The organism is Nocardia sp. NBC_00508 (genome assembly GCF_036346875.1).
Taxonomy (GTDB): Bacteria; Actinomycetota; Actinomycetes; order Mycobacteriales; family Mycobacteriaceae; genus Nocardia.
The window spans coordinates 1,872,039-1,896,700 of the sequence record NZ_CP107852.1 but is presented as its reverse complement, the minus strand read 5'-3'; the positions used below and the strand labels follow the sequence as shown (position 1 = coordinate 1,896,700).

Below are 24,662 nucleotides of genomic sequence, written 5' to 3'. Positions count from 1 at the left end.
CCATGACGGACGAAATGCCGCGTTTGTATGTTCCCGACGTATATTCCGAAAAGTGGCCGAAGCAGCTCACGCTCTCCACAAAAATTCATGACTGGTTGGAAATAGACGACACTGACACAAAAAGTCTGCTTACAACTCTGGAATTGGACTGGGACGCGTTCGGTAAGGACTCCAAACAGCCGGTGCCGGAATACGGTACGGTGCCGCAGGTGGATTACACAAACCACAAAGTCAGGTCGGGCATGTTCGAGTCCTATGTCACGGTCAACGACGGCCTCCGGCGCGCCTTCGACGCCATGCAACAGCAGGATGTCAAGGTCAAGGACAAGATCGAAAAGTCGAAGATTTCCAGTGAGACTGCTCGGGGCTACGTCAGCAACCTGATCGAGGGTCTCAACGTACAGGCGGAGACTCCGCCGCCCGACAACATGAGCATGAACGAACATGTCATGACCTACGTCACGCTCGGTATGGAAGAGTCGCTGAAAATCATGACAGATGCCAAATCCGAGCAGGACAAGCATGCGGATGGCGTCGACGAAGAGACAGCTTTGACCAAGGAACTCGACAAGAGACTAGCGGCGCTGGAGGCTGCGCAGAAGAACCCGGCGCTGACTCCGCCCTACGTGCCCCCGGTGTCCCCGGCGCCGCCGCCTGGAGCAGAGCCGCCATACGTGGACGACAGTGGCTTCCCCCCTGGCTTGGACGATCTGGACGACGGCAGCGTTCCCGACGGCCTGACGCCGGGCGGCTTGGACGATTCTGGCATCAATGGCCAGACACCGGGCGGGCTGGACAATCTCGGGAATACGCCGGGCGTGACGCCGGCCACCCCCCCTATGCAGCCCGCGGCCGCGACCTCGCCGTACGGCGGCATGGGCCCGGGCATGATGATGCCGGGGATGTGGGATCAGATGATGAACCGAGACCGCGCCGATCAGTACTTGAACGACCGACGCCGGGACCTGGATCCGGACCGCTTCGAGGACGAAGTCGCGGCGGTCACGCCACCGCCGGTCAACGCGCCGGTCACGGCGCAGCCCGCTTCGGTGCAGCAATCCACGACGGCTCCGGCGACGCATCACGGACAGCCCTCTGGCACAACGTCTTCCACACCGCCCGCCGGGGTGCCCGGACGCACACCAGGTGCGGACGGCAGCGTGATCTACACGTTCCCCGACGGCCGCACGCAGAAAGTGTCCGTGCTGGTCGCCCAAGCACTGGACGCGGCGTTCGGCAACAAGAGCGGCACCGACGCCCAGAAGGCGTACGAGAAGACGTCGGCGAAGTGGTCGGACCAGAAGCAGATCGGCGATCGTGTCGATCCGTACCAGCTGATGACCGGCGATGTCGCCACCTGGGACAAGGGCACCGCGATCGTCGTGGTATTCGGCTCCGAGGAGGGTGGCGCGCCTGATAGTGGCACGCTCGAGGTGATCGTCAACGGCGAGCTGAAGCCTTTCAGCATGCTCGTGCCCGGCGACGGCGGGAAGACACCGGAAATGCCCGATTTCGCAGAGAAATTCGGTCAGTTCGCCGGATTCGCGCACCCGAAGGGCATCGAGTTGACCGCGCCGGCGGATGGGGGCGCGCCCCCGGCGACGCCGGGCACGGCCGATCAGTCCGCGAACGCGGCAATGCCGGTTGCCGCGACAATCGCGGGCTGATCGCGCGAGCCGAGGAAGTGCGGCAGATGAGGAGAGGAGGTTGCGATGCCGCTGAATGTCGATCCGCAGGAACTCGTCGCTACTGCGGCGAAGCTCGCCGCGATGGCACGCGACACCGGCGCGGCGCTGCCCCCTGGTTGGGTCGTGCCAGCGGGGGCCGACCCGATCTCGGCACAGGCGGTGCCGCAGCTCAACGCGCAGGCAGCATCGCTTCTCAACGGAATGATCGGTGTGCTCAATGAGATTCAGCGCACCGCGTACAACGTCGGCGCCGCGGCGGTCGACTACACCGAAGAAGACGACCGCGGCGCACAGACGATCGGCGGCAGCGGTCGCGACATCGTCGCCAATCCGGTCGGCGAGGTCCAAGAGGTCAGCCAGCGGCGGCCGCCGTCGATCCGGTTTCCGGTTGCCGGCGGCGCGGTCGACCCGTTGACCTTCGCGAAGCAGTTGCATACCGGGCCGGGGCCGGGCGCGGCAAAGGGATTCGCGGACGCGTTGCGCAGTTTCACCGGTGGTCCGCACCTCCTCGCGACGGAGGGCGTCGACTCGGCGGCGCGGGTGATGCAGAACTGGGAGCCGGTGGGGGCCGCGGCGGCGACCGAACTCGGTCAGCGCCGCGGGTGGCTCGACCAGATCGGCACGGGCCTCGGGCTTCTCGCCGACGGAATCGACACCTACAGCGACGCATTCCGGACGGCGAAGGCGAAACACCCGACCCCGCAGGAGATCATCGCGGCGCGCAAGGAGCTGCTCGCCGCGATGCGCTCCAAGAACGAGCTCGGCATCCAGGCGGCGTTGGCGAAATTCAACGAGCAGAATGCACGCTCGATGGAGACGATCACCGGATACACCACCGAGGTCGGCTCCAAAGTGGGGGCTGGTGAGGGAACTGGCGAAGGCAACGGAAACGGCAAGGGCAATGGCAGCGGTGGCGGCGACAGCAGCGCGCTGAGCTCGATGCTGCCCGCTCTGATGAGCGCGATGGCCTCGGCCGGAATGCCGTTGGCGGAACTCGGCCGGTCGGATTCGGCCGACGATTACAGCCTCGAGGAGTACGGCTACGACGACCTCGGCATCCCGAGCGGCCTCGGCATCGGCAGCCCCGGCGGGACGCCGAGCAGCCTCGGCACCAGCATCTCGGACGTCACTACGGAAACCGTCGCTGCCACGGCCTTGCCGCTGACCGCGGCGGCCAGCGCTGGCTCGTCGTCCATGCCACGTACGCCGGTGATCGAACCGCTCAGTGCGTCATCGGCCGCCAATACCGCCGCCCGCGGCGGAACGCCGATGATGCCCTACATGCCGATGGCGCCGGGCATGGGCAACGCGGGCGGCAGCGGCAATGAACGCAACCGGGTTGTGGCGTGGCATCCCGACCGCCTCATGTACGTCGACGACACACCGCACACCGAAGCGGTGATCGGCGAGCGGCCCACGATAGCCCCGACCGTGACCTCGCCGACGCCCGCGCCGACCAACCAAACCCCGAGCCAACCCGGAGGTAACGCATGAGTGAGCGCAGCGAGGTGGAGTCATGAGTTCCATCCACCCGGACGTGCAGGCGGCCTTGGATGCCGCCCGCGATCTGCGGCACCGGATCGCCGAGATGCGGGAAAAGATCGACAACATCCGGGCCCGCAGGCCGTCGCCGAACGGTGCGGTCATCCCGGAGGTCGACGCCATGGGCAGGCTGACCGATCTCTATCTGGCACCGGGTACCGCCGCCCGGCTGACCTCCCCCGAGTTGATCAACGAGATCATGTCCGCCATCCGGGAGAGCACCGCCGACGCCGCGCGGCAGTACGAGAGCGTCATGGACGCGACGCCGATCGACGAAACCGAGCCCGTCACCACTGCGTCCGGGCATGCGGGATGAGCGAGCGAACGATGGACACGGCCGACTACTCGCCCGTGCCGGCGCCGAGCGGCAACGAGGCGCGGGTATGAGTGAGTCGACCCCGGACGTCACCGTCGCGGACACGGTGCGGTGGTTGCACGACGAGGGGCTGGTGCGTCTGGCCGGGGTCGCGGAAGGCATGCCGGAGACGATCGTGGCCTACACGATCGATGTCGAGACCGGTACCGTCACCGCGCATCCCGCGACCGGAGGCGGGGTCGGCGCGGACGCGGTGTCGCTGGCCGCCGACGATCTGCCGTACCCGGTCGGCACCGCCAAGCGTCTGGTGATCGCCGGTGTCACGACGACGGATTCGGTGCTCGTGGTCGACTTGGCCGCGACCCTCGCGATCGCGATCAACGCCGACCACCCCGAGCAGGCGGCGCGGTCCTGGGTGATGCAGTTGCTGCTGAACCCGGACGTCACCATCACCACCAACAGCGCCGACGTCGCGATCGGCAGCAGCGCCCGGCTGCGGCAGAGTTTCATCCCCGGCGGCGGCGCCACCCTGGTGAACGTCGACGACACGCGCCCGCCCGTCACCGCTGTGACGTTGAACGCGACCACCGACGGTCCCGATCATCTCGACGTCGCCGCCGACGGCGCCGGCGAGATGTACCTAGGCGCGCGATTCTGGCAGCTACGCCAGGTCATGCGCATCGAGGACGCGGCGTGGTCGGCGCTGGCGGCGCGCTTGGACGCCACGGCCGACGACGCAGGCTACGCGATCAGTTCTCAACCTGCCGAACGACTCTGAGAGAGCACCCGATGACCGACATGCACCCGATCGACATGGACGACTTCGACGTCGACGACGATCTCGACGCCGCCCCGCCGGACTGGCGGAGCATGACCTACGAGGTGTTCAACCCCGATCACACCGTCGGCGTCGGCTGCGACCGCGATGGCGAGATCATCGGTCTCTACATCACCGACGATGCCCGCGACAACGGCGACACCTGGCTGGCTGCCGAGATCGTTCGGCTCGCCCGGTTGGCGCATGCGAAGTCACGGGTCGGGTTGCGCGCCGAAATGGAGTACAACGGCACTCGCTCCTACACGATCGACTCGTTCGACCTCCCGACCGAGGCGTCTTATCGCGCGATGGAGGAGTCCGAGTTCCGACGCGATTCCTGAGTGCAGAGTTTCGACCTTGGAGAGAGGACACCGAGATGAACGACAAGGTGGATACGGACGAGACCTACGAGGTCGCCGCCTCTTGGCGCAAGTACCGGACGGCGGACACCACGTTCGGTGACCGGGTCGAGCAGATCGCCGGAAAATTCCAGGTCCCAGAAGGTCCGAAGTCGGAGTTCGATCTGGACCACAGCAAGTACACCAGCGCTGTGCGACGACTGTTCCGTGCCCACGTGCATGGGGATGCCCGCCGTACGGTCGCGGTCGATGGGCACGTCACCGAGACCATCAGCGCATACGACCACACGGACCAGGCTGGGGCCGCCACGGTTCGCCACACCGAGTCCACCTGATCCCGTCGATGGAGCCGGAGCGCAACAGCCCGTACTGGCGCGAGATCGTCCGCGACAACTGGCCGGAGATCGGCCCGTCGCACTGGAACGATCTCGAACGCGTTGCGCGCGAAGGTGCGGCGTCGCTGGACCTGTTCGACGCCGAAAGCCGCCGCCGCGACTTCGACGAGCGGGTGCGCTCCGGCGCGGGGTTGGAACCGGTCAAGCAAGACATGCTTCGCCGGCACGCGAAGCGACAGATGTTCATCGACGCCTTGGAGACTACGGCGGATGCCTTCCGAGGTATCTCCGATGTGGTGCGCCGAACGCGGAGCCAGATCCTGGACATCGTCGAGGGCGCCACCAAGGAGATCGACCAAACCAAGCGCGCCGCGGCGGCGGAGGAGGACGAATCCGACGCCGAGGCCATCAAGGACCGAATTCCCGGTATCATCGCCGCGGCACGCGACGACGTCGAGGACGTCGTCCGGAGCGCGCGGAGCTTCCCCCTTCCCGACCTACCCATGGGGCCGCCGGAATCCGGACCGGGCAAAGGGGATGGGCACGGCGCCGATCCACAGCACCGGCCCGCCCATCACCACTCGGGCAACCACCGCCATAGCGGACCACCCGGACGGCCCGCGCCGAATGACGTTTTCCCGATACCACTTTTTCCGGATGGCACCGGATATGACCCCGAGATCGACCCACTCGCGCCCGGGGCCGAAACTGAACTCCCGTCGAATGCCGGTCCGACCGAAGATACTTCCGTCGTTCCTCCGTCGACGAGCCCATCGCCCCTGACAACGACACCCGGTCCGCCAACGGCACCCGGCCATACGACGACTCCCGTCGGCTACGCACACGGCGCCGTCACCGATGACGGACCGGGCTCGCCCGCAGGAAGTCCCGCACGTGCGCAGGGCAGCGACAGCGAGACCGCCGGTTCGGACCAGGATGCCTCGGCGGATGACGCCCATCGGGATACGACTTCCGCGGACCCCTCGGCCGAAAGTGCGGAGTCGACCGCTCATGACGGTTCGACCACCGTTTCGGCCGAGGAATCGCTCCACGCGGCCGGTTCCGATCCGTTCACGGCGACAACCACTCCGGCCGCCGCGGTGCCACCGCTCTTCCTTCCGCCGCCCATCGCGCCACCGGCGCCGGCCGCATCGGGAGCATCAGTGGGGTCGGCCGCTCCGTCCGGGTCAGGGGTCTCCGCACCCTCGGCCCAGGCGGGCTCGGGACCACCACCGGTGCAGGCCAAGCCGATGGCGCCACCGGTGGAGTCGCGCGGGCAAGTCGTCGCGCCGAAGGTCACGGCGGGTGCGTCGGCGCCGCCGTCGGCAGTGTCCAGCGGCACCGGCAAGGAGCCGCCGGAGCGGACCAACCAGCGCGCGGACGCCGCGAAGAGCGAGGCCGAAGACAGCGACGAGCTGATCCGTGACGTGGTCGGTGCGGCCATGACCTCCGCCGCCGCGCCCGCGTTCGTGCTTGGCGAGCGGGTCGACGGCGACCTGGTGCTGGCGCGCACGTTGCTCAGCGGCGTGCTGGCCGCGGGCGGCGACGCGGTCGTCGGCCTCGGGTGGGCGGTGTCGGTGATGCGGCATCAGAGCGGCGTCAGCGCGTTCGTGACCTCGAACGAAGGTCGCGGTTGGTTGCCCGCCGGACTGTATCTGCCGCGTGAGGTGTCCACGCCGTGGGTCTGGGAGGTCTCCCATGGGAGCGGGTGGGAGGGCGTCGCCGACCCCGCGCGGGTGCTGGCCGAGTTCGGGCTGGCCTGGGGGCGCAAGTCCGGCGCCCGGTTGACGGCGGTCGTGTCGTCCGGCGAGATCGACGCGGACCTGCGCAGGCAGTTGGGTGAGGTGCCGATGGAAGGTGAGGTGGCCGCCTCGTCGGCGATGGATCTCAGCGCGGCGAAGCCCGGACTGGTCGACCGTCTCGAACTGGTCGGTGCGCCGCCGCTGGTACAGCGCGCGATGGCGACGCCGGAGGCCGAGATCGCTCGGCGATGCTGGGAATTGGCCTCGAACGCGCATGTTCGCGTGCACAAGGCCGGTCTCGGTTCTCCGGCCGCGCTGGGGGCTCCCGCGGTGCGCGACCGCATCCTCGCCGCGTTGCGGCAGCGCCGCGAGGTGCCGCAGGAGTGGTGGGAGGAGTTGCGGGACGCCGACGACCTGCTCGCCGCGTCGATGCTGGCGCGGCGTGCGGACGTGTCCCGGGTGACGCTGGGCGAGTTGCGCGCCGACGACGGCAGGTCGGCCTCGGAGATGACCGCCTTGCGTGCCATGGTCTTCGAGCGGCGGTGCGATGAGCTCGTGCTGTTGCTGGCGGGCGCCGCTACACGCCAAAGTCTGCGCGACGCGGTGTACGCCCACGCGCAGGTGGTCGGCCACCCGGCATTCGTGGAACCAGCCGCACCGGGTCCGACCGGCGGTCCGGCCCGTCGTCCGACTATCACGGCGGGTCCGGGGCGTTGAGCGGAGCGAAACGGGTTGCGGCGCAATATCGAAACATATTTTCGCTCAAACTAGTAGAGCTATTCGACGAGGCCGGCCACACCGCTTGGCTCCCCAGTCTTGGGAAGAATCGACAATAGGAAGGTCAGTGGCGGGAAAGGATCTGATCGAGCATGCCGGATGGCCGCATGGAAATCGACCCTGCAGTATTGCGTCAGCTGGCCAGTCAACACGACCAGGTCGCGCGCGATACCCGGGAATGGGCCAAACCGCCGGCGGATTGGCTCGCGAACTTCCTGCCCACCTACGGCAAGATCGCGTTCCCGGTCTACGAGGCGCTGGAAAAGTACTATGACGCCCGGCAGCGCGCTGGTGACGCGCTGGCCGGCGAGCATGAGCGTACTCGCGATTCCCTGCTGGCGTCCGCGGAGGCCTACGAAGATGCCGACGATGAGTTCGGTTCACAGATCCGGCAAGCCGGTGGCCTGATCGACGGCTCGCCGTTGCCCGTGGCCCCCGCTGGGCCGTCAAGTGATTCGCCTGGTCCGGACGGGTCGACGCCACCGTTCACCCCGCCACCCGGTGGACCTCCGGGTGGTCCGACTGCGGTTGGACCCGACGGCACCCAGAACAACAACCCCCTGGGCACTACGCCTGGCGAGTCGAATGGGGCGACGCCGTCGAGCACGGCTACGCCGTCCGGTCCGGTCACGGCGCCAACGGACTCCTCCGGCGGCGCACCCAACGCCACCGGCACGACGTCGACGTCGACCGGGCCGTCGAGCACCGGTGTGACGGCGCCGGCCGGGACCGGCGTGCCACCTACTGGTGCAGGACCCCTCTATTCCTCGGCGGACGACAGAGGATCGGCGCAGCCACCCAGCGGCGCGACTGGTCGGCCGGACCTGCCGCCGATGCCGCTGCCGGTCACGACTCCGTTCGGCGCCGCGGTGGCCGCGGCGAAGGACAAGGAGGCCGAACCGGCGTATGTGGTCGGCGGTCAGGTGAACGACGACCTGGTGCTGGCCAAGACCCTGCTCGGCAGCGTGCTGGCGGCAGTGGACTCCCCGGTGGGTATGGCCTGGTCGGTAGCGGTGCTGCGTGGTCCAGGTGGAGTCGGCGTATTCATCACCTCGAACGAAGGCCGCGGCTGGTTGCCAGCGGGCCTGTACCTGCCGCGGGAGGTCTCCACCCCGTGGAACTGGGACGAGTTGCTGACCGAGGGAGACGGCAGCGGATCGCCGTGGGAGGGTGTGACCGACCCGGCCCGGGTGCTAGCCGAATTCGGCCTGGCCTGGGGTGCCAAGGCGAACGCGCAATTGTCGGCGCTGGTATCGTCCGGATCGATCGACCCCGGCTTGCGTTCCCGATTCAGTGACGCGGCGATGGAAGGACTCGTCGGTCCGTCCTACGACGTCGATCTGCGTGAATTCACACCGGACACGGCCGACCGGCTCGGCCTGACCGGGTCGATCGCGGCTCTCGAACACGTGTCGGCGGTCCCCGACGCGCAGGTCCGGTCCCGCTGCACGGAACTCGCCGCCGACGCGCACGCGCAGGTCGGGCGATCCGGACCGGTGCCCGCCGAGGCCGCCGCGTCACGGCAGGTGCGGGAACGCATTCTCGCCGCGCTGCAGGCGGGAAGGCCGGTGGCGTCCGAACTGTGGAACGAATTGCGCGACGCCGACGATCTGCTGGCGGCCTCGATGCTCGGACAGCGGGTCGACGTCGGCCGGGTGGAGATCGGGCAGCTGCGGGTGGACGCCGGGCTTTCGCCCTTGCGCAGCATGGTCTTCGAGCGCCGGTGCAACGAGCTGGTGCTGTTGCTCGCGGACGAGTCGAGCAGGCAGACGCTGCGCGACGCCGTGTACGCGCACGAACAGATCACGCAGCATCCACAGTTCGTCTCGACTCCGGCGCCGGTGTCCACCGCCACCCAGCCCGAGCGCGTCGCTCGGCCCACGGTCCCGGCTGTCACCGCACCGGATGTCGTTGCGGGGCCGCCGCCCACTTCCGTGGTCGCGCCGTCGACGCCACCCCCGGTCGCGCCTCCGGAGCGGTCGTGAGTGCGAGGATCCTGAGTTCGTGATGTGGTGTGCCGCGCTGGTCGGCCCCCGACGCTGATGGCGGGCCGGTGACAACCGGTGAGCGGCTGGGGTCATAGCACCGCGCTGGCCCCAGCCGCTATCCGAGTGGCGGCGCGCCCTCGATCATGAACGTCGGAGAACGCCCATGAAGTTGTGGCGCCGACAGCGGACGACACCTGCACCCGCGTATGGGACGCGTGCCGGTCGGAATCCGGGATATACGCGGCGACAGTGTGGCTCGCCGCGGTGACGACCCTGTCCTGAGGGCCCACAACGGCGGCTGGTCGAAGAATCCTGTGGCGAACCGACGTGCGCGGGCCGTGGGTTGCGGCCGATAGCGCCGAAATGCACTGGTGACGGACTGAATTGAGCCGGGCGCACCGGACTACTCGTGGCGCCGCCGGACTACATGTGGTTGTCAGTGCTCAGCGGGTGCCGCTCGAACCGGCACAACACGCCGGACGGCGGACAGGGCGGCCGTCACGAATTCAGGTTTCCCCACCGGTGCGGAGCCGGACGGATCTCCTCAGCAGCCGGTGCCCTCCGGGTGTGCACAGCTGACGCTGAACTCGAATCGTATCGCGCCCCAGCCAGATACCTGCGCGGTCGACTATGCCTCGATGACGGTGCCTTGTTCCGGATCCGCTTCGTCCTCCGGTGTGGGCTGTTCTTGGCCCGGCTGTCCGGTTGGGGGCACGTTCCGAGCCCGCCGGGCCTGCACTTGGCCGGGTGGCATAGTAGCCGCGGCCGGAACCACATTCGGATCGCCGGAAGCGTTCGCGGCCGGTGCCGCGTTGGGATCGCCAGCTGGTACAGCCGCGTTCGGATCGCCAGGCACCGGCGCGGGCGCATTCTGATTGCCGGGCTGCGCAGGCGCTCCGGCCTTCTGGTTCTGCTCGGCTTTTTCGGCCTTTTCCGCCCTATCCTCTTCGGCTTTCTGCAGCATTTCCGGTATCTGCGCCACCAGCGGAGCCGCAGCCATCAGCGGCATCATGAGCATCGGAAGCAGCGACGACAATCCACCGTCACCGCCGCCACCGCCGCCGGGGGCCTGGCCCCCTCCGCTCTGGCCCCCTCCGTTCTGACCCCCGCCGTTCTGGCCGTTCCCCCCGTTTGCCGCCTCCTCATTGAGGTCGGCAATCGCAGTGACCTTGTCGTACACCGCGTCCACGGCGGCGGCGACGGCCTTCAGCAAGGGCAGCTCTTGCGCGGGCTTGAGTTTGGCTGTGCCCGCAGACTTCAGCTTCGTGTTGAGGTCGGCCACGATGTTCTTGATGGATTTCAGAGCCTGAACCTGTTCGGCAGCCACCGTGACCGAGGTCTTGATCACCTTGTTGTCCATTTGCAGCAGTTGCAGCTGCCTGGCCTCGACCTTGTCGATGGTTTTCCGGTATGCCTCGTCTGCCTTGCCTTTACCGAGGGATTCGTAGAACGCGGGCTCGAGCAGATCGTCCACCTTAGGCGGTGGCATGCTCATGCCGCGGCCGAGTAGGTCGACGGCGGTTTGAATCGCGGTGTCCGCCAGCGAGATGAAGGCGCGCAGCCCTTCCGAAGCGCCAGGTGGGCAATGCAGATCCACCAGCCAGAAGTGCTTGGCCTCGGCAGCGACGCTGGCCAATGGAGTGGCCGCCAGCGTTGCCGCCTGCTTGGCCTTGGTATCCGCCGCCGTTGGTGCCATGCCGTCGCCACCGCCTCTCAGAAGTCCTCACCCATTCTCTCGGCTTCCCGAGATTGGGAAGGAGTGCACAGTTTCAAGAACCCCACCCATGAATGGGAATATGACGGAATCGGTCCGGGCGACACAATGGCTAGTCAGAATTGTGAGAGGCGGTCAGTGATGGGCGATGGCGAGTCGGTCGAATGGCAGCTGCACTGACAAACGACCTGGACGGGGTGCTCCGATCGCTGCTCGCGCTGTATGGGGACGGCCAGCCCGCGGGCCAGTCGGCGGCCGCGCGGCAAGCCCTCGCCACTGATCTGCGTCCGCATTCCGGCGCGGTGGCGATGCGCTACGGGGATGCGCTGGGCATGCAGATGTCGGTGGCGGAGTCGCACGCGGGCAAGGACGGCATCGTGGGCAAGGCCGTCGGCGAGTCGGGCGACGGAACGGTCCACGGCCGGGGACGGCTGGGTAATCAGATCGCGGATTTCCAAACCAGGGTGCAAGCGATCGCTTCGGTGGCCGACACGCGTTTCAGTGGTCCCGCACTCCTCGATGCCGCCCAGACCACCATCACCAATGCGACCAAACAGGTCAATGCCGATGTCGCGGCAGCCCAGCAGCAGGCCGCGAAGATCATGCCACCTGCCATTCCGCAGACGCGCCAGGCTCGGCACGGGCCCTCGCCGCGCAGGCGCCGGCGAACGCGAAGCAGGTCGAGATCGGACTCGCGGCTGCGGCGACGCGGCATGGTTCCCTCGGACGGGACGGTGGGCAGCAACGCGGTGCGCGCCGCCAGCGGCTGGCTCGGCACGCCCTATGTCTGGGGCGGGGGCGGCGCGGGTGGGCCCAGCGGCGGTGGATTCGACTGCTCGGGCCTCACCCAGTACGCGATCGCCCAGGCCAGCGGCGGCGACGTGGTGTTGCCCCGCACCACCTACGAGCAGATCTACAGCGGGGTCCGGGTGCACTCTGATGACGTGCGGCCCGGCGACCTGGTTTTCCCCGCCGGGTCGTTCAGCGCCAGGGGGCCCGAGCATGTCCAGCTCGCGGCAGGCAACGGCATGGTCATCGAGGCGCCCTACACGGGGTCGACGGTGAAGTGGTCGCGCATGCCCAGCGAAGCCGTCGTCGTCCGAGTCCTGTGAGTCGGTGAGGGTGGAGGAGAACCGGGCGTGGCCATAGATCTACCCCATGAGGTCGCGTTCTTCCTCAACCTGTGCGGAATCCCGTACCCGGACATCAACGAGGACGACGTGCGCGCCCTCGCCAGACATGTGAGTACCTTCGCTTCGCAGGTGCGCGACACCCATGACTCGGCGACCGGCGTGCTCGACGATATGGGCGCGGTCTACTCGGGCGAGTCCTACGAGCAATTGGTCGCCAGCTGGGGGAGCATGAACTCGACCCACATGGAACAGCTCCAGAACGCGTGCAAGGTCGTGGAACAGGCGCTCTACGCCGCTGCGACGGTGATCACGGTGGTGAAAGTCGCTGTGCTCGCCGAACTCGCCGCGCTGGCGGCGGCCTACATGTCGATGATGGTGACGCCACCGCTGGCGCCGTCCGCGCCCCTTGTCGCCGCCGCGGCGCGCCGGATCTGCCACCAGATGCAGGAATGCCTGATCGGCTACATCGCCGCCGAGGTCATCGGCAGGGCCATCGAGCCGCTCGAGCATGCCATCGACGACATGATCAAGGGCATCGTGTACGACACGACCCGGCATGCGCTCGGTGTGCCCGCCCCGTCGAACGATCCGAAGCCACTGTACGTCGAACCCGACGAGGTGCATCGCTTCGCCAAGCTGCTCGACGATCATGCCGACGACATCATGCAGCACGCCGCCACGTTCGCGGAGAACGTGTCGACACTGGATTTCACGACACCGGCGCGCTTCGACGACATGGCGGATCCCGTGTCGCCGGGGACGGTGTCGCCCACCGGTCCCACCACGACGCCGGACGATCTCGTTCGCCAGCCGGGGGAACGGTTCGAGTCGCGACCGAGCGCCACCGCGCCGACGGAGTGGAGTCACCAGGGTCGGCCCGAAACCGCCGGCGGGCAGCCGCCGACGCAAGACGCCAGGGCCGCGGCCGGAACCGGGGAACAGCCGGGGGATCGACGCGTTCCCACAGGCAACGTGGACGAACGGGCGGACACCGGAGACCGGCCGACACCACCGGCTGGGGGAGCGGAACGCGGTGCACCCGGCCTCGACCCTGCGATGAAGCCGTCGGTTGCCGGTGCGCCGACCACACCGGACGCCGCTGCGGCGGAAAGACTTTCGACCGCTGATCCACGTTCCACGCATCAGCAGGACGGGTCACACCCTCGTACGGCAGCTTTCCGCGACGTGGGGCTCGGTGAACCGGTGCGTCCGGCGTTCGATTCCGAGCTGTTCCGGCCTAGTTCGGGGTCCGATCAGATCCCCGATGCCGGCCATGCGCGCGGTCTCGACAACCCCGCCCAGGGAGGCCAGGCGGGTGCTGCGTCACCCGCGCGGCAAGCTCCAGGCGCGACGGCCACGCCATGGGGACAGCGTCCGTCGACTCCGAAATCGTTGCCGCCCATACCCGCACGCTCGGCCGACAACCGGCCGAAGCCACGCGCACCTATGGTCACCCCGTGGACCAAGTCGCGGCGGACGCGGGAGGTACCGGCTGTGGTGCACGCTCCGTCCGGCACCAGGCCTTCGCTGCGCATGTTTCGGGAGAGAAAAGCCGCTGGGGACAAGGTCGAGCCGGTCGCGTCGTCCGACGCGACCCCGGCGCCACCCCGCGTGACGGCGCCGGCCTCGCCGCCCGATCGCGTGGATTCTCCCGGCAGGCACATCTGATCGTCGCGGCATCCATCGCGGCAAGCAGACCCTGGCGGTAGCACCCGTTGCGTCGGCGGGACTTCCAGCCGGACGCATCAGGGCGCAGACGTTCCCTCTGACAGCAGAACTGCCGATGGGTTTGCTTCTGCCCCAACGACAAAACCCATTCCCAGTAGGGGGAATGGGTAGGTAAGTGGGGGTGGCGGCAGTGGTAAAGGTAGACACATTGCCGGGTGCGGGTTCGACCTGTCTCGGGCTCCGTACCCCACAACGGCCGGTGGCCTGCCGGTGCCACCGGCCGCTGTATTGGGTTCAGATCGTCAGGATGAGGGACCGACGATCTGTGTTCAGACAGTACCCTCTTCTGTCGGAACGTTCAATAGTGTGCACCTAAATAACGGCAAGAAATTTACGGAAGGTCTCTGACCTGCTGTGCGGCGGCTGGAGGCCGGATCGCGGCTTGCCAGCCGCCGCCGAAGGGGCCGTCTGCAGGCGGATGATTGCCGACCCGGGGCAAACATACCGCTATATGACGGCCCGTTCAAAATCGGCATGTCAAAGCTGATCGAAGGTTGCGGATCGGCGTTCGGCCATGCTCGCCGTGTCGAGCCGGGGCCGCCGTAGCGCGCGGTGTCGCAATTCCCATCATTGGGAAGGGGTCGAGTCCTGGGCGTGACCGCCGGAATCTATCGTTCGATCAGGCTAGGTCGGCGGAAGGGAAGTCCGAGTGTCAGCGGCCGAGGACGCGTTCTACACGGGTGTTCAGAATCTTGGGTTGGTCGCGGGTGGTGTGCGCAATGAGCAGCACGCGGCGGCGGCGTTTCGGGCTGCCACCGACCTCGATCCGGACATGTGCGATGCCTGGCTGGGGCGCGCCATGGCCGGGGAAGTCACCTCGGAGGTGATCTACGGCGCCTACCGTTCGGTGCACAACCTCTATCGCGACCAGCAGCGGGCGGGTCTGGTCGACCGCGCTCTGTGGTGCCAGGTCGAAATCGGGATGTACGGGTTGCGGGTCGCGATGGCCGATCGTGACCAGATCTCCATCGCGCAGGCGTGTGCGTATGCCGAAGGCGGCGAATGGCAAGAAGCCGCGGCCATTATCGACGAGGTACCCAGTGACGACGTGGCGGACTTCGTGCGCATGTCGCTGTTCTTCCGGACCAAGCAGTGGCCGGACGTGATCGCGGGGCGCAACGCGCGGCCGGTGCTGGAAGACGGCCTGCTGGACATCGCGGCCGAACTGATGACCGCGCAGTCGCTGGCCCATTTGGGCCGCTTCGGGGAAGCCATGCCGCGCGCGCAGCGGATCGTGGAGGACAGCTCCTCGGGCAGTCTGTCCTACATCTGGGCCGACGCGCACTTCCTGCTCGGAATGCTGATGCGGCACAACGGCGATCATGACGCCGCCGACAAGATCCTGAAGGGTCTGCAGGGTTCCGGACTGTGGCCCGAGCGCGAGGAATGGCAGCGCGCCGTGCGGGACAAGTCCTACCGGTTCGAGGTCGCCACCGCGGAACTCATCGCCTCCCGGACGAACAAGTGGGACCCGAAAACGGGTGACGACCCACGCGAGGCGGCCGCTACCGCGGCCCGCGCCGAGCGTGAGAGCCTGCTCGCGGAGGCCTCGGAGCTGCTGCAAGCGCAGATCGGCATGGACTCGGTCAAGGAACAGGTCGACCGGCTCAAATCCGGCGTGCTGATGGACCAGGTCCGCGCCAAGCGCGGGCTCGCCGTGGATTCGCGTTCCCAGCACCTGATCTTCTCCGGCCCGCCCGGCACCGGCAAGACCACCATCGCGCGTGTGATCGCCAAAATCTTCGCCGGCCTCGGCGTCGTCGAGAACGCCGACGTGATCGAGGTGTCCCGCAACGACATGGTCGGTACGCATCTGGGCCACACGGCGCCGAAGACCAACGCGCTGATCGATTCGGCGCTGGGTGGCGTGCTGTTCATCGACGAGGCGTACACCTTGATCCAGGAAGGTCTTTCCGGCGGCGACGCATTCGGCAAGGAAGCGGTCGACACCCTGCTGGCCAGGATGGAGAACGACCGGGACAAACTGGTGGTGATCATCGCGGGATACGAGGACCAGATCGACCGGTTCCTCGCGTCCAACGACGGTCTCGCCTCGCGATTCACCAAGCGCATCCGGTTCTCCAGCTATGACGCCGACGAACTGGTGCAGATCGCCGAACATATCGCACGGAAGAAGGATTCGATCCTCTCCGAGCAGGCGCGCGAGGTACTGCGCTTGCGCTGCGACGAATTGGCCGGGCAGACCAAGAACGGCAGGCGGCTGATCGACCTGGCGGGCAACGGGCGTTTCGTGCGCAATGTGGTCGAGGCCGCCGAGGCCGAGCGCGACTACCGCTTCACCAGAGACAACGCCGACATCGCCTCGATGACCGACGAAGAACTCATGACGATCGATGCGTTCGACGTCACCGCGGCACTGGAGGGTTTGGCGCCGAGCTCTCGGGTGTGATGCGTCGGTTTGCGCCGGTCGGGACTCCGCGACCGGCGCCGAATCCGGGATCAGCGGCTTCGGGCGTGCACCGGATTCGCCATTCCCACTGTTGGGGATAGGGGTGGTATTCGGGTTGTTACCGGCCGTTAGGGTCTGACAGCAGGTCGGCGGAAGGAATGAAACCGGTGGCGCGCTTCCGGGTTGTGACCAAGCACCAGATATCTGGTTGGCGCTTTCTGTTGCGGCGGATCGAACATGCGCTGGTCCGCCGGGACGCGTCGATGATCGACGACCCGCAGCGTGGCCGTTCCACCGCACTGGCCATCGGTGTCGCGTTGGCCTGTGTGATCATCGCGGGCGCCGCTGTGCTGGCCTTCTTCAAGCCCGCCAAGAAGGTGGGGGATTCGAATATCGTGGCGGAGAAGGACACCGGCGCGCTGTTCGTGCGTCTGGGCGGCCGGTTGTTTCCGGCGTTGAACCTCACCTCGGCTCGACTGATCGTCGGTTCTCCCGACAAACCGGTACAGGTCTCCCGCGACGAGTTGTCGAAATATCCGCGTGGGCCGTGGGTCGGCATTCCCGGCGCGCCCGGCAGCATCGTCGACACCGACGAAAGAGATTCGACATGGACGGTGTGCGACACGGCGAGAACCGGCGCCGCGGCACCGGTCAACCCCACGACCGGTCTGCCGACGGTGAGCCGCTCCGCGGTCCGGACCACCGCGATCGGCGGTCCGCTCACCGTGGACGGTGACGCGATCCGCCCGCTCGGCGATGGCGAGGCCCGGTTGCTGCGCGACGACACCACTACGTGGCTGGTTTACGGCGACGCCGAGAAAGGTGTGGTTCGCGCGGCGATCGATCTCGCGAACACCGCGGTCGCGATGGCGCTCGGCATCGATTCGAGCGCGCCGGTGATGGCCGCGTCCAAGGGCTTGGTCTACGCGATTCCCGAAGTGCCGCCGCTGCGGGTGCCCGAAGTGCCAGGCAAAGGGGAAGCCGTCACCTTGAACTCCGGATTCACCACTCCGGTCGGGTCGGTGCTGACCGTGCCGACACCGGATCAGGGCGCCGCGTACTACCTTGTCTCGCAAACAGGTTTGGTGCGGGTGACCGCGGTGCTGGCAGCGATGGTCCGCAATGCGGACTCCCAAGGCTCGGTCTCCACTCGCACCGTCGGCCCGGACGTGATCGCGGCCAACCTCCGCCCCGGCCAGTGGCCGGGCACGGCGACCTACCCGGCCCGCACCATTCGCCTGGTCGACCCGGAACGCTCCGGCGTGACCTGCTATCGCTGGTCGCGTGCCGGGAACGACCCGAACGCGGCCACCGAACTGCTGGTGGGCAGGCAACTGCCGTTGACCAAGGACGAACAGGGCCGCGTCGTCGATCTGGTGACCTCGGCCGCCTCGCGCGGGACCACCGCGGACTCGGCGTACCTGCCTCGTGACACCGGCCGTTTCGTACAGGTGACCGGAGCCGAACCGGGATCGCCATTGCGGGAATCGCTGTACTGGGTGTCCGACAGCGGCGTTCGTTACGGCGTGATCACCGATCCGAACGGCGGCACCAACGACCCCACGCTGTCCGCACTCGGGTTCCGGACACCGGTCCCAGCCCCGTGGAGCGTCATCTCGTTGTTCGCCGTCGGTCCGGCATTGTCCCAGAAAGAGGCTCGCATTCAGCACGACGGAATTCCGGGCAACAAGATCGTCGCCGGGCTAGGTGGTTCGTAGTGACCAGTACCCGCAGATTCGTTCGACCCGCCCGGATGGTGCGCGGTCCCAAAGCACCCGCCGTGACCGAACTGCGGCTGCAGCCGCCGACCGAGCTGCCCAAACCGGTTCCGCCGTCGCGGCTGCGCATGATCATGCCCGTGGTGATGGTGGCGGCCATGGCCGGGATGGTGGTCATGATGTTCCGCGGCGGCGGTGCCATGAACCCGATGATGCTGATGTTCCCGGTCATGATGCTGGTGTCGATGTTCGGCATGATGGGCGGTTCATTCGCCGGAAACGGCAGTGGCGGTGCGGCGAGTCTCAACGAGGAACGTAAGGACTACCTGCGCAGCATCACCGACAACCGCAAGACGGTGCACGGGGCCGAAGCCGAACTGCATACTTTTCTACGCTATACCCATCCCGGTCCGGACGAGGTCGCCCGGTTGATCGGCGGCAAGCGAATGTGGGAGGTGCAGGTCGCCAGTCCGCAGTTCCTGCGCGTTCGGGTCGGCCGTGGGCGCATCGCCAACCAGGTCCGCGTCATCGTCCCGGAGGCCGCACCCACCTCGGATCTGGACCCGGTCGGCGTTGTCGAACTGACCCGGTTCGCCAAGGCGTATTCCACGGTCGGCGGCATGCCGGTCGCGATCAATTTGCTGTCCGCGCCGCAGGTCGGCATCGACGGCGACGCGCAGCTGATGGCCGGGCTGATCCGTGCGATGATCGCCGAGGTCGCGGTGCTGCACGGACCCGACCAGGTGGCGGTCGCCGCGGTGCTGACGAATCCGGACGCGCCGGAATGGTCCTGGCTGAAATGGCTGCCGCACACCCAGCATCCGAGCGACACCGACGCGATCGGGTCCAGCCGGATGGTCTACCGCACTGTCGCCGAGCTGCGCACCAAGGTGCTCGCCGGGTTGAATCGCGGTCCTTTCTCGGCGAATTCGCAGCCCACCTTGGATCGCACGCATTACCTGCTGATCGTGGACGTCGGCGGGCCGGCCACCGACCGCGATATCTCCGGCATCGACGGCTGCACCTGGTTGCGGCTGGGCGCCACGGAACAGAACCTGCCCCGCGCACTGCGGTTCACGGTGACCGAGGACCGGTCGCTGAACGAGGTGACACCGCGCGGCCTGCGCCGCGTGGGCGTCGCCGACACACTCTCGGTCTCGGCGGTGACGGCCATGGCGCGCCACCTCTCGCCGTACCGGCTGTCCACGGTGGTGGAGGCGGTGGCCGCCGAACAGGCCAGCGGCGGCACGTCGTGGGAGGAAATGGTCGGGCTGCTCGATCCGGGCGCCGTTCGCATCGACTTGCAGTGGCCCCGGCGACGGGACGCGGAACGGTCGCGGCTGAACATCCCGTTCGGCCACGACCCAGCGGGTGGTGTGGTCTACCTCGACATCAAGGAATCCGCCGAAGAGGGCATGGGCCCGCATGGTATGTGCATCGGCGCAACCGGTTCGGGCAAGTCGGAGTTCCTTCGCACCCTGGTGCTTTCGGCGATCGCCACGCACTCCTCGGACGTCTTGAACCTGCTGTTGGTCGACTTCAAGGGTGGCGCCACCTTCCTCGGCTTCGACCGCCTCTCACACGTGACGGCTGTCGTGACCAACATGGAGGAGGAAGCCGATCTCGTCACCCGCATGGAGGACGTGATCAACGGCGAAATGGCCCGCAGGCAGCGTATTCTGCGTGACGCGGGTAACTTCGCCAGTGTGGCGGACTATGAACGAGCCCGCGAGCAGGGTGCGGACCTTCCCCCGCTGCCCACGCTGCTGATCATCCTCGACGAGTTCGCCGAACTGCTCGAGCAGCACCCGGGCTTCTCCAAACTGTTCGTCGCCATCGGCCGCCTCGGTCGATCGCTGCGCATTCATCTGTTGCTGGCCTCGCAGAAGGTGCCCGCCAACCGCATGGGTGAACTCGAGGCACACCTGTCGTACCGGGTCGCGTTGCGCACCAACCAGACCAGCGATTCGCGCGACGCCATCGGCACCGCCGACGCCTACCATCTGCCGAAAAAGCCGGGCGCCGGATACCTGCGCGTCGGATCTGGTGACCTGCAACGGTTCCAAGCCGCGTATGTCGGCTCGCCCTACATCGCGCCCGTGCAGAACTCCGTGGCAGCCGCCCAACGGGTGCGCCGGGCAGGGGGCAGCTATCGCCCGCCGCAACGCTTCACCGCTGCGCACATCATCGACGTGCGTCCGGCTCCGGTCGCCGCGCCCGATCCGGTCGCGCCGACACCTGCCGCGGACGGCGAGCCGGTGACCATCATGGAAACCGTTCTCCAGCAATTCGCCGGTCATGGCAGGCCCGCGCACAAGATGTGGCTGCCGCCGCTGGGCGCACCGCCCACCCTCGACCAGCTCGCCAGCTCGGTTCCGCAAGGGGCGCTGAGGCTTCCGCTGGCGATCGTGGACAAGCCGCGTCAGCAACGCCAGGATGTGTGGTCGGTGGACCTGTCCGCCGCGGGCGGTCATGTGGCCGTGGTCGGCGGCCCACAGTCCGGCAAATCGACCGCGCTGCAGAGCTTGATCATGTCGGCGGCGCTCACGCACACTCCGGAACAGGTGCAGTTCTACTGCCTCGACTTCTCTGGCGGTCTGTCCGGTCTGCGCAACCTCCCGCACGTCGGTGTGGTGGCGCCGGCTCGCGAAGGCGACCGCATTCGGCGGACTTTCGCACTGATCACGAACATCATCGCAAGACGACAGGCGGTATTCGCCGAACTCGGCATCGACACCATGCGCGAGTTCCGGCGGCGGCGCAGCTCGCCGCGGGAATCGGCGGAACTCACGGCCCGTGGGGATCAGCACGGGGACGTGTTCTTCGTGGTCGACGGCTGGGATATCGGTTTCGCCGTCACCGGCCCGTACTACGACGAGTACATGCCGGTCATGGAGTCGTTGGCGCTGCAAGGGCTCAATTACGGCATTCATCTGGTGATCAGCAGTTCACGCTGGGCCGCGATCCGCCCGGCCATCAAGGATCTGCTGCAGACACGACTGGAACTGCGCCTCGGCGATCTCACCGACACCGTGTTCACCGCGAATCGTGCTGTGGTCGCGGCCATTCCGCCCGATCGGCCGGGTCGGTGTATCTCCGCCGAAGGGCTGCACATGCTGACCGCGTTGCCGCGCATCGACGGAGTGGGCGATGCCGAATCGGCGGGCGCGGGCCTTGCGGCGGCGATCGAACACCTGACGCGATCGATGCAGGGCCGCAGGGCGCCGGAGGTGAAGCTGCTGCCAGCGCAGATCGGTATCGACGAGGTCTTCGCGGGCCACCCGGCGCCGACGAGCCTGGCCGAGCGTCTCAGAGTTCCGTTCGGAGTGCGCGAGTCCGATCTGCGGCCTGCCATAGCCGATTTCGGTGTCTCGGCACATCTGATCGTGGTCGGTGCGCCCGGCTGCGGTAAATCCACGGTGCTCGGCGCGTTTCTGCAGTCGATCCGCAGGCAGTTCACCGTGGACCAAGCTCGCGTGCTCCTGGTCGACTATCGGCGCCAGCACATGGATGCCATTCCCGATGATCAGCTGATCGGCTACTTGACCAGCGAGCGGGATCTGCTCGAGGGGTTGGCGCCGTTCGCCGAGAAGATGCGCAGCAGGCGCCCACCGGACGGGGTGACCTCACAACAGCTCAAGGAGCGTTCCTGGTGGAGCGGCCCGGAGATCTTCGTGGTCATCGACGACTATCACATGGTCGCACAGCGCGGCATGCTGATGAACCCGTTGGAACCGTTGAAGGACATCATCGTCGACGGTCGTGACATCGGCTTGCATATCATCGTCGCCCGCAATATCGCCCAGGCCGATTCGGCGATGTACGACAGCGTGCTGGGCCAGATCAAGAACCTCAACTCGTCCGGACTGATCATGGACGGCTCCAAGCTCGACGGCATGCTCATCGGTGACGTGAAGCCCATGAAGCAGCCGGTTGGGCGCGGGATATTCGTCGAGCCGATGCGTTCGCGCAAGGATCTGGTCCAATCTGCCTGGACACCAATGGATTCCTGAACCGATCGCGGGTCGTCCGCCGCGGGGGAGGTGCGCTGTACGGCGTAACATTCCCAACATTGGGGATGGCTTAGCGTTCTGTTTGTACCGCTCGAGACGAGTCGGCAGCTCTCGTTAGGAGATTTCCATGTTTCTCGACATCAGTCCGGAGCATCTCCCTCTCGTCAGCACGCAGCCGGGCGTCTCGACCGCCGGTCCGATGCAAGTGATCGGTACACGAGCTTCGGACCACGTCCGGATGCCACACGTGGCGGACGATGTCAGCCACCTGCTGATCCCACCCGTCCATGCTGTCCGCCAGGCAGGCATCTTCGGTTGCACCGGAGCGGGAGTCAGCCATCGCCTCCGCGAAGAGGCGGGGATCCGAGCTGTGGCGGCGGCCTATTCCAGCGAGGACATCCTGGACGGCGCCCGCGTCAGCGCGATGAGTGTGGCTTTTGTCGAGTAGTAGAACGTGTCCGAGTAAAGGCTGATGTCATGCTGCCGATTCGATTCGATGCGCTGCCGCCGGAGGAGGATATCCGCCGGTTGCTCACCAGTCCCGGGGGCACCCTCGCGCTGAATACCGCGAATGCGTATGCGGCTGTTGGACAATACGCCACCGCGTGGGGCTACCGCGCCGAAGGCGCAGACGCATCGGCGCGGCGCCGACGAGGACCGCGAATCGAGTATGGCAACGGTGGAAGCAAGGAACAGTCCATCGGAAAAAGGTCGCTGCTGGTCGGTGCGCTCGCGCACTTCGATGACGATGATTCGGATCGTCTCGACGACCCCGCAGCTCTCCAGAACGTCCCCGGTGATGCGCACCGAGGCCGAGTGTAATTCATTAGGGAAAGGAATAGGCAGATGGAAGGCCTTAACGCAGACCCGGCGCACTTGATCCCGTGCGCCCAGAAGGGGATGGGTATCCAAGGAGAACACGAGGGATACTTGAAGGCCCTCGTCGCCGTGCAGGACGAATTGCAGACCGCCGTAACGAGTCCGGGTGGCGGCCAAGCGATTCAGTCGGCCATGTATTCGGCATGGGAGAAGGGAAAGGCGCTTTCCTCGTCGCTGCAGCAGATTCTGCAAGAGCTGACGGACGGTGCGAACCGGATCGGAATTTCCGATGAGGAGGTCAAAGCCCAGATCATGGCTGCCGCTGCTGAACACGGTGCGACCGCCCTCGGCGCGGACGGTGTCAACAGTGTTGCCGGTGACATGACGCAAACAGGCACGGTCAATGTAGATGGGGCGAACCAAGCGGTAGGCAAGGTCAACACCCTGTGGTGACGGTCGGCGCGACTGTCCGGCGGCAGCTGGCTCGAGAAAGGTAGAAAAATCATGGCCAGTGGAATGAAGTACGACTACGCTGCGGTAGACACAAATTCTCTGACATTCAACAACATTGTCAGCGGGATCTTGGCCAACAACGGCGACTTGCGAGGGATGGACTCCGCACTCCGGGCGTCCTTCACGGGTGACGCCAAGCAGGCCTGGGAGCAGCAGATCAATCTGCTGATGAGCAAGCTGGACCAGTACAACGACGCCCTCGGTCGTTTGCAGAAGGTGGTCCAGACGGTGGCCGGTGCGGGCGGCGACATGCACAACACCGACAAGGCTCAGGGCGGGAGGTTCCTGTCCATCAACATCTAGTTCACCGTGCAGCCCCTCCGCATCGGGCTCGCGTCGCGATGCGGACGGGCTGTATCGGATGACGATGTGTGATGCTCGCGTCTATGACGAGACCGATTCTGACGCATGCTGTCGTCCTCGACGAGTTCGTTCGCGCGGACTTCGTCGAGGACGATCGCGTGTATCCGGCGCTTGCGCATGGGCTGGATGGTCAGTGTCGACCGGACGCGAAACCGCTGCGACAACCAGGCAGGCGCTGATCTGTTGCGAGGACGACTCGAGGTGTAACACCCGTCCGCCCGCCGATAGCCGCAGATCAGTCCCCGAGCGCCACCTGGGCCTAGCGCACCTCCCAGCAGTGGGAATAGCATAACGTTCTGATTGCACCGCTCGACGCGAGTTCGGCGTCCCTCCTTAGGAGCTCTCATGTTCTTCGCCTTCAACAATCCGGGACAAGTCACCAGCATCGGTGTGCAACTGGCCGGCGAGACCGCCGACATGGTCGGGGTGATGGGTGTAACCGCTCCGGCCAGCGTTCCGCTGCTGGCGGGTATCGATGACGTGAGTCGCAAAATCACGACAACCTTCTTCGACTTCGCGGTCGACCTCTTCGATAAGACGGTAGAGGGAGCGAAGCACCGCGTGGACGCGGCGCCGCAGTTGCCGGAGGTGGAGGTGTCCTACACGTCGGGAGACAGCACTGGTGGCAGCCACGTTGGCGCCCACCGTTCGGGATTCGGCAAGTAGTCGAAGTCAGTTCGAGCGAAG

At 66.8% G+C, this 24,662-nt stretch carries 19 protein-coding genes; 17 read left to right on the top strand and 2 right to left on the bottom strand.

Annotated features, from left to right (window positions below):
* The first annotated feature begins 2 nt into the window (after positions 1-2).
* The 8 genes from OHA40_RS08495 to OHA40_RS08460 all read left to right on the top strand — a co-directional run bounded on the left by OHA40_RS08495 (position 3) and on the right by OHA40_RS08460 (position 9,561).
* Positions 3-1,667 (top strand): hypothetical protein, encoded by a 1,665-nt coding sequence (locus tag OHA40_RS08495; protein WP_330232518.1) that lies wholly within the window; start codon positions 3-5, stop codon positions 1,665-1,667.
* Between the two features lie 45 nt (positions 1,668-1,712).
* Positions 1,713-3,182: a PPE domain-containing protein gene (locus OHA40_RS08490; RefSeq protein WP_330232517.1), complete on the top strand. Its 1,470-nt coding sequence runs from the start codon at positions 1,713-1,715 to the stop codon at positions 3,180-3,182.
* Between the two features lie 22 nt (positions 3,183-3,204).
* Complete coding sequence (locus OHA40_RS08485; protein WP_330232516.1) at positions 3,205-3,546, top strand: hypothetical protein; 342 nt, start codon at positions 3,205-3,207, stop codon at positions 3,544-3,546.
* Positions 3,547-3,613: 67 nt separating this feature from the next.
* On the top strand, positions 3,614-4,324 hold the full coding sequence (locus OHA40_RS08480) for a hypothetical protein (protein WP_330232515.1): 711 nt from the start codon (positions 3,614-3,616) through the stop codon (positions 4,322-4,324).
* Between the two features lie 11 nt (positions 4,325-4,335).
* Positions 4,336-4,704, top strand: a complete 369-nt coding sequence (locus tag OHA40_RS08475; RefSeq protein WP_330232514.1) for a hypothetical protein — start codon at positions 4,336-4,338, stop codon at positions 4,702-4,704.
* 35 nt (positions 4,705-4,739) lie between these two features.
* Entirely contained in the window at positions 4,740-5,057 is a 318-nt protein-coding gene (locus OHA40_RS08470; protein ID WP_330232513.1) for a hypothetical protein, read from the top strand.
* A gap of 8 nt (positions 5,058-5,065) precedes the next feature.
* On the top strand, positions 5,066-7,516 hold the full coding sequence (locus OHA40_RS08465) for a hypothetical protein (RefSeq protein WP_330232512.1): 2,451 nt from the start codon (positions 5,066-5,068) through the stop codon (positions 7,514-7,516).
* Positions 7,517-7,683: 167 nt separating this feature from the next.
* The gene (locus OHA40_RS08460) at positions 7,684-9,561 is read left to right on the top strand and encodes a type VII secretion target (protein WP_330232511.1); all 1,878 of its coding nucleotides are present in this window, start codon (positions 7,684-7,686) and stop codon (positions 9,559-9,561) included.
* Positions 9,562-10,192: 631 nt separating this feature from the next.
* Here the strand turns inward: OHA40_RS08460 and OHA40_RS08455 are convergent.
* On the bottom strand, positions 10,193-11,260 hold the full coding sequence (locus tag OHA40_RS08455) for a hypothetical protein (protein WP_330232510.1): 1,068 nt from the start codon (positions 11,258-11,260) through the stop codon (positions 10,193-10,195).
* Positions 11,261-11,442: 182 nt separating this feature from the next.
* Here OHA40_RS08455 and OHA40_RS08450 point away from each other — a divergent pair, with 182 nt between their 5' ends.
* The 5 genes from OHA40_RS08450 to eccCa all read left to right on the top strand — a co-directional run bounded on the left by OHA40_RS08450 (position 11,443) and on the right by eccCa (position 22,280).
* A complete protein-coding gene (locus OHA40_RS08450; RefSeq protein WP_330232509.1) occupies positions 11,443-12,390 on the top strand; it encodes a C40 family peptidase in 948 nt (315 codons plus the stop codon).
* Positions 12,391-12,417: 27 nt separating this feature from the next.
* Complete coding sequence (locus tag OHA40_RS08445; protein ID WP_330232508.1) at positions 12,418-14,079, top strand: WXG100-like domain-containing protein; 1,662 nt, start codon at positions 12,418-12,420, stop codon at positions 14,077-14,079.
* A gap of 709 nt (positions 14,080-14,788) precedes the next feature.
* Entirely contained in the window at positions 14,789-16,549 is a 1,761-nt protein-coding gene (gene eccA / locus OHA40_RS08440; RefSeq protein ID WP_330232507.1) for a type VII secretion AAA-ATPase EccA, read from the top strand.
* A 158-nt stretch (positions 16,550-16,707) separates the two neighbouring features.
* Positions 16,708-18,267 (top strand): type VII secretion protein EccB, encoded by a 1,560-nt coding sequence (gene eccB / locus OHA40_RS08435; protein ID WP_330232506.1) that lies wholly within the window; start codon positions 16,708-16,710, stop codon positions 18,265-18,267.
* The gene (gene eccCa / locus OHA40_RS08430; RefSeq protein ID WP_330232505.1) at positions 18,267-22,280 is read left to right on the top strand and encodes a type VII secretion protein EccCa; all 4,014 of its coding nucleotides are present in this window, start codon (positions 18,267-18,269) and stop codon (positions 22,278-22,280) included. Before eccB ends, eccCa begins: the two co-directional genes overlap by 1 nt.
* A 381-nt stretch (positions 22,281-22,661) precedes the next feature.
* On the opposite strand, the gene OHA40_RS08425 is transcribed toward eccCa, so the two are convergent.
* Entirely contained in the window at positions 22,662-23,087 is a 426-nt protein-coding gene (locus tag OHA40_RS08425; protein ID WP_330232504.1) for a hypothetical protein, read from the bottom strand.
* Between the two features lie 39 nt (positions 23,088-23,126).
* Between OHA40_RS08425 and OHA40_RS08420 the strand changes: the two genes are divergently transcribed.
* The 4 genes from OHA40_RS08420 (at position 23,127) to OHA40_RS08405 (ending at position 24,641) form a co-directional block, all read left to right on the top strand.
* Positions 23,127-23,552 carry a hypothetical protein gene (locus tag OHA40_RS08420; RefSeq protein WP_330232503.1) on the top strand — a complete coding sequence of 142 codons (426 nt, stop codon included), beginning with the start codon at positions 23,127-23,129 and terminating at the stop codon, positions 23,550-23,552.
* Between the two features lie 51 nt (positions 23,553-23,603).
* Complete coding sequence (locus OHA40_RS08415) at positions 23,604-23,915, top strand: WXG100 family type VII secretion target (protein WP_330232502.1); 312 nt, start codon at positions 23,604-23,606, stop codon at positions 23,913-23,915.
* Positions 23,916-23,998: 83 nt separating this feature from the next.
* Entirely contained in the window at positions 23,999-24,154 is a 156-nt protein-coding gene (locus tag OHA40_RS08410; protein WP_330232501.1) for a hypothetical protein, read from the top strand.
* 166 nt (positions 24,155-24,320) lie between these two features.
* Entirely contained in the window at positions 24,321-24,641 is a 321-nt protein-coding gene (locus tag OHA40_RS08405; RefSeq protein ID WP_330232500.1) for a hypothetical protein, read from the top strand.
* Positions 24,642-24,662: the final 21 nt, after the last annotated feature.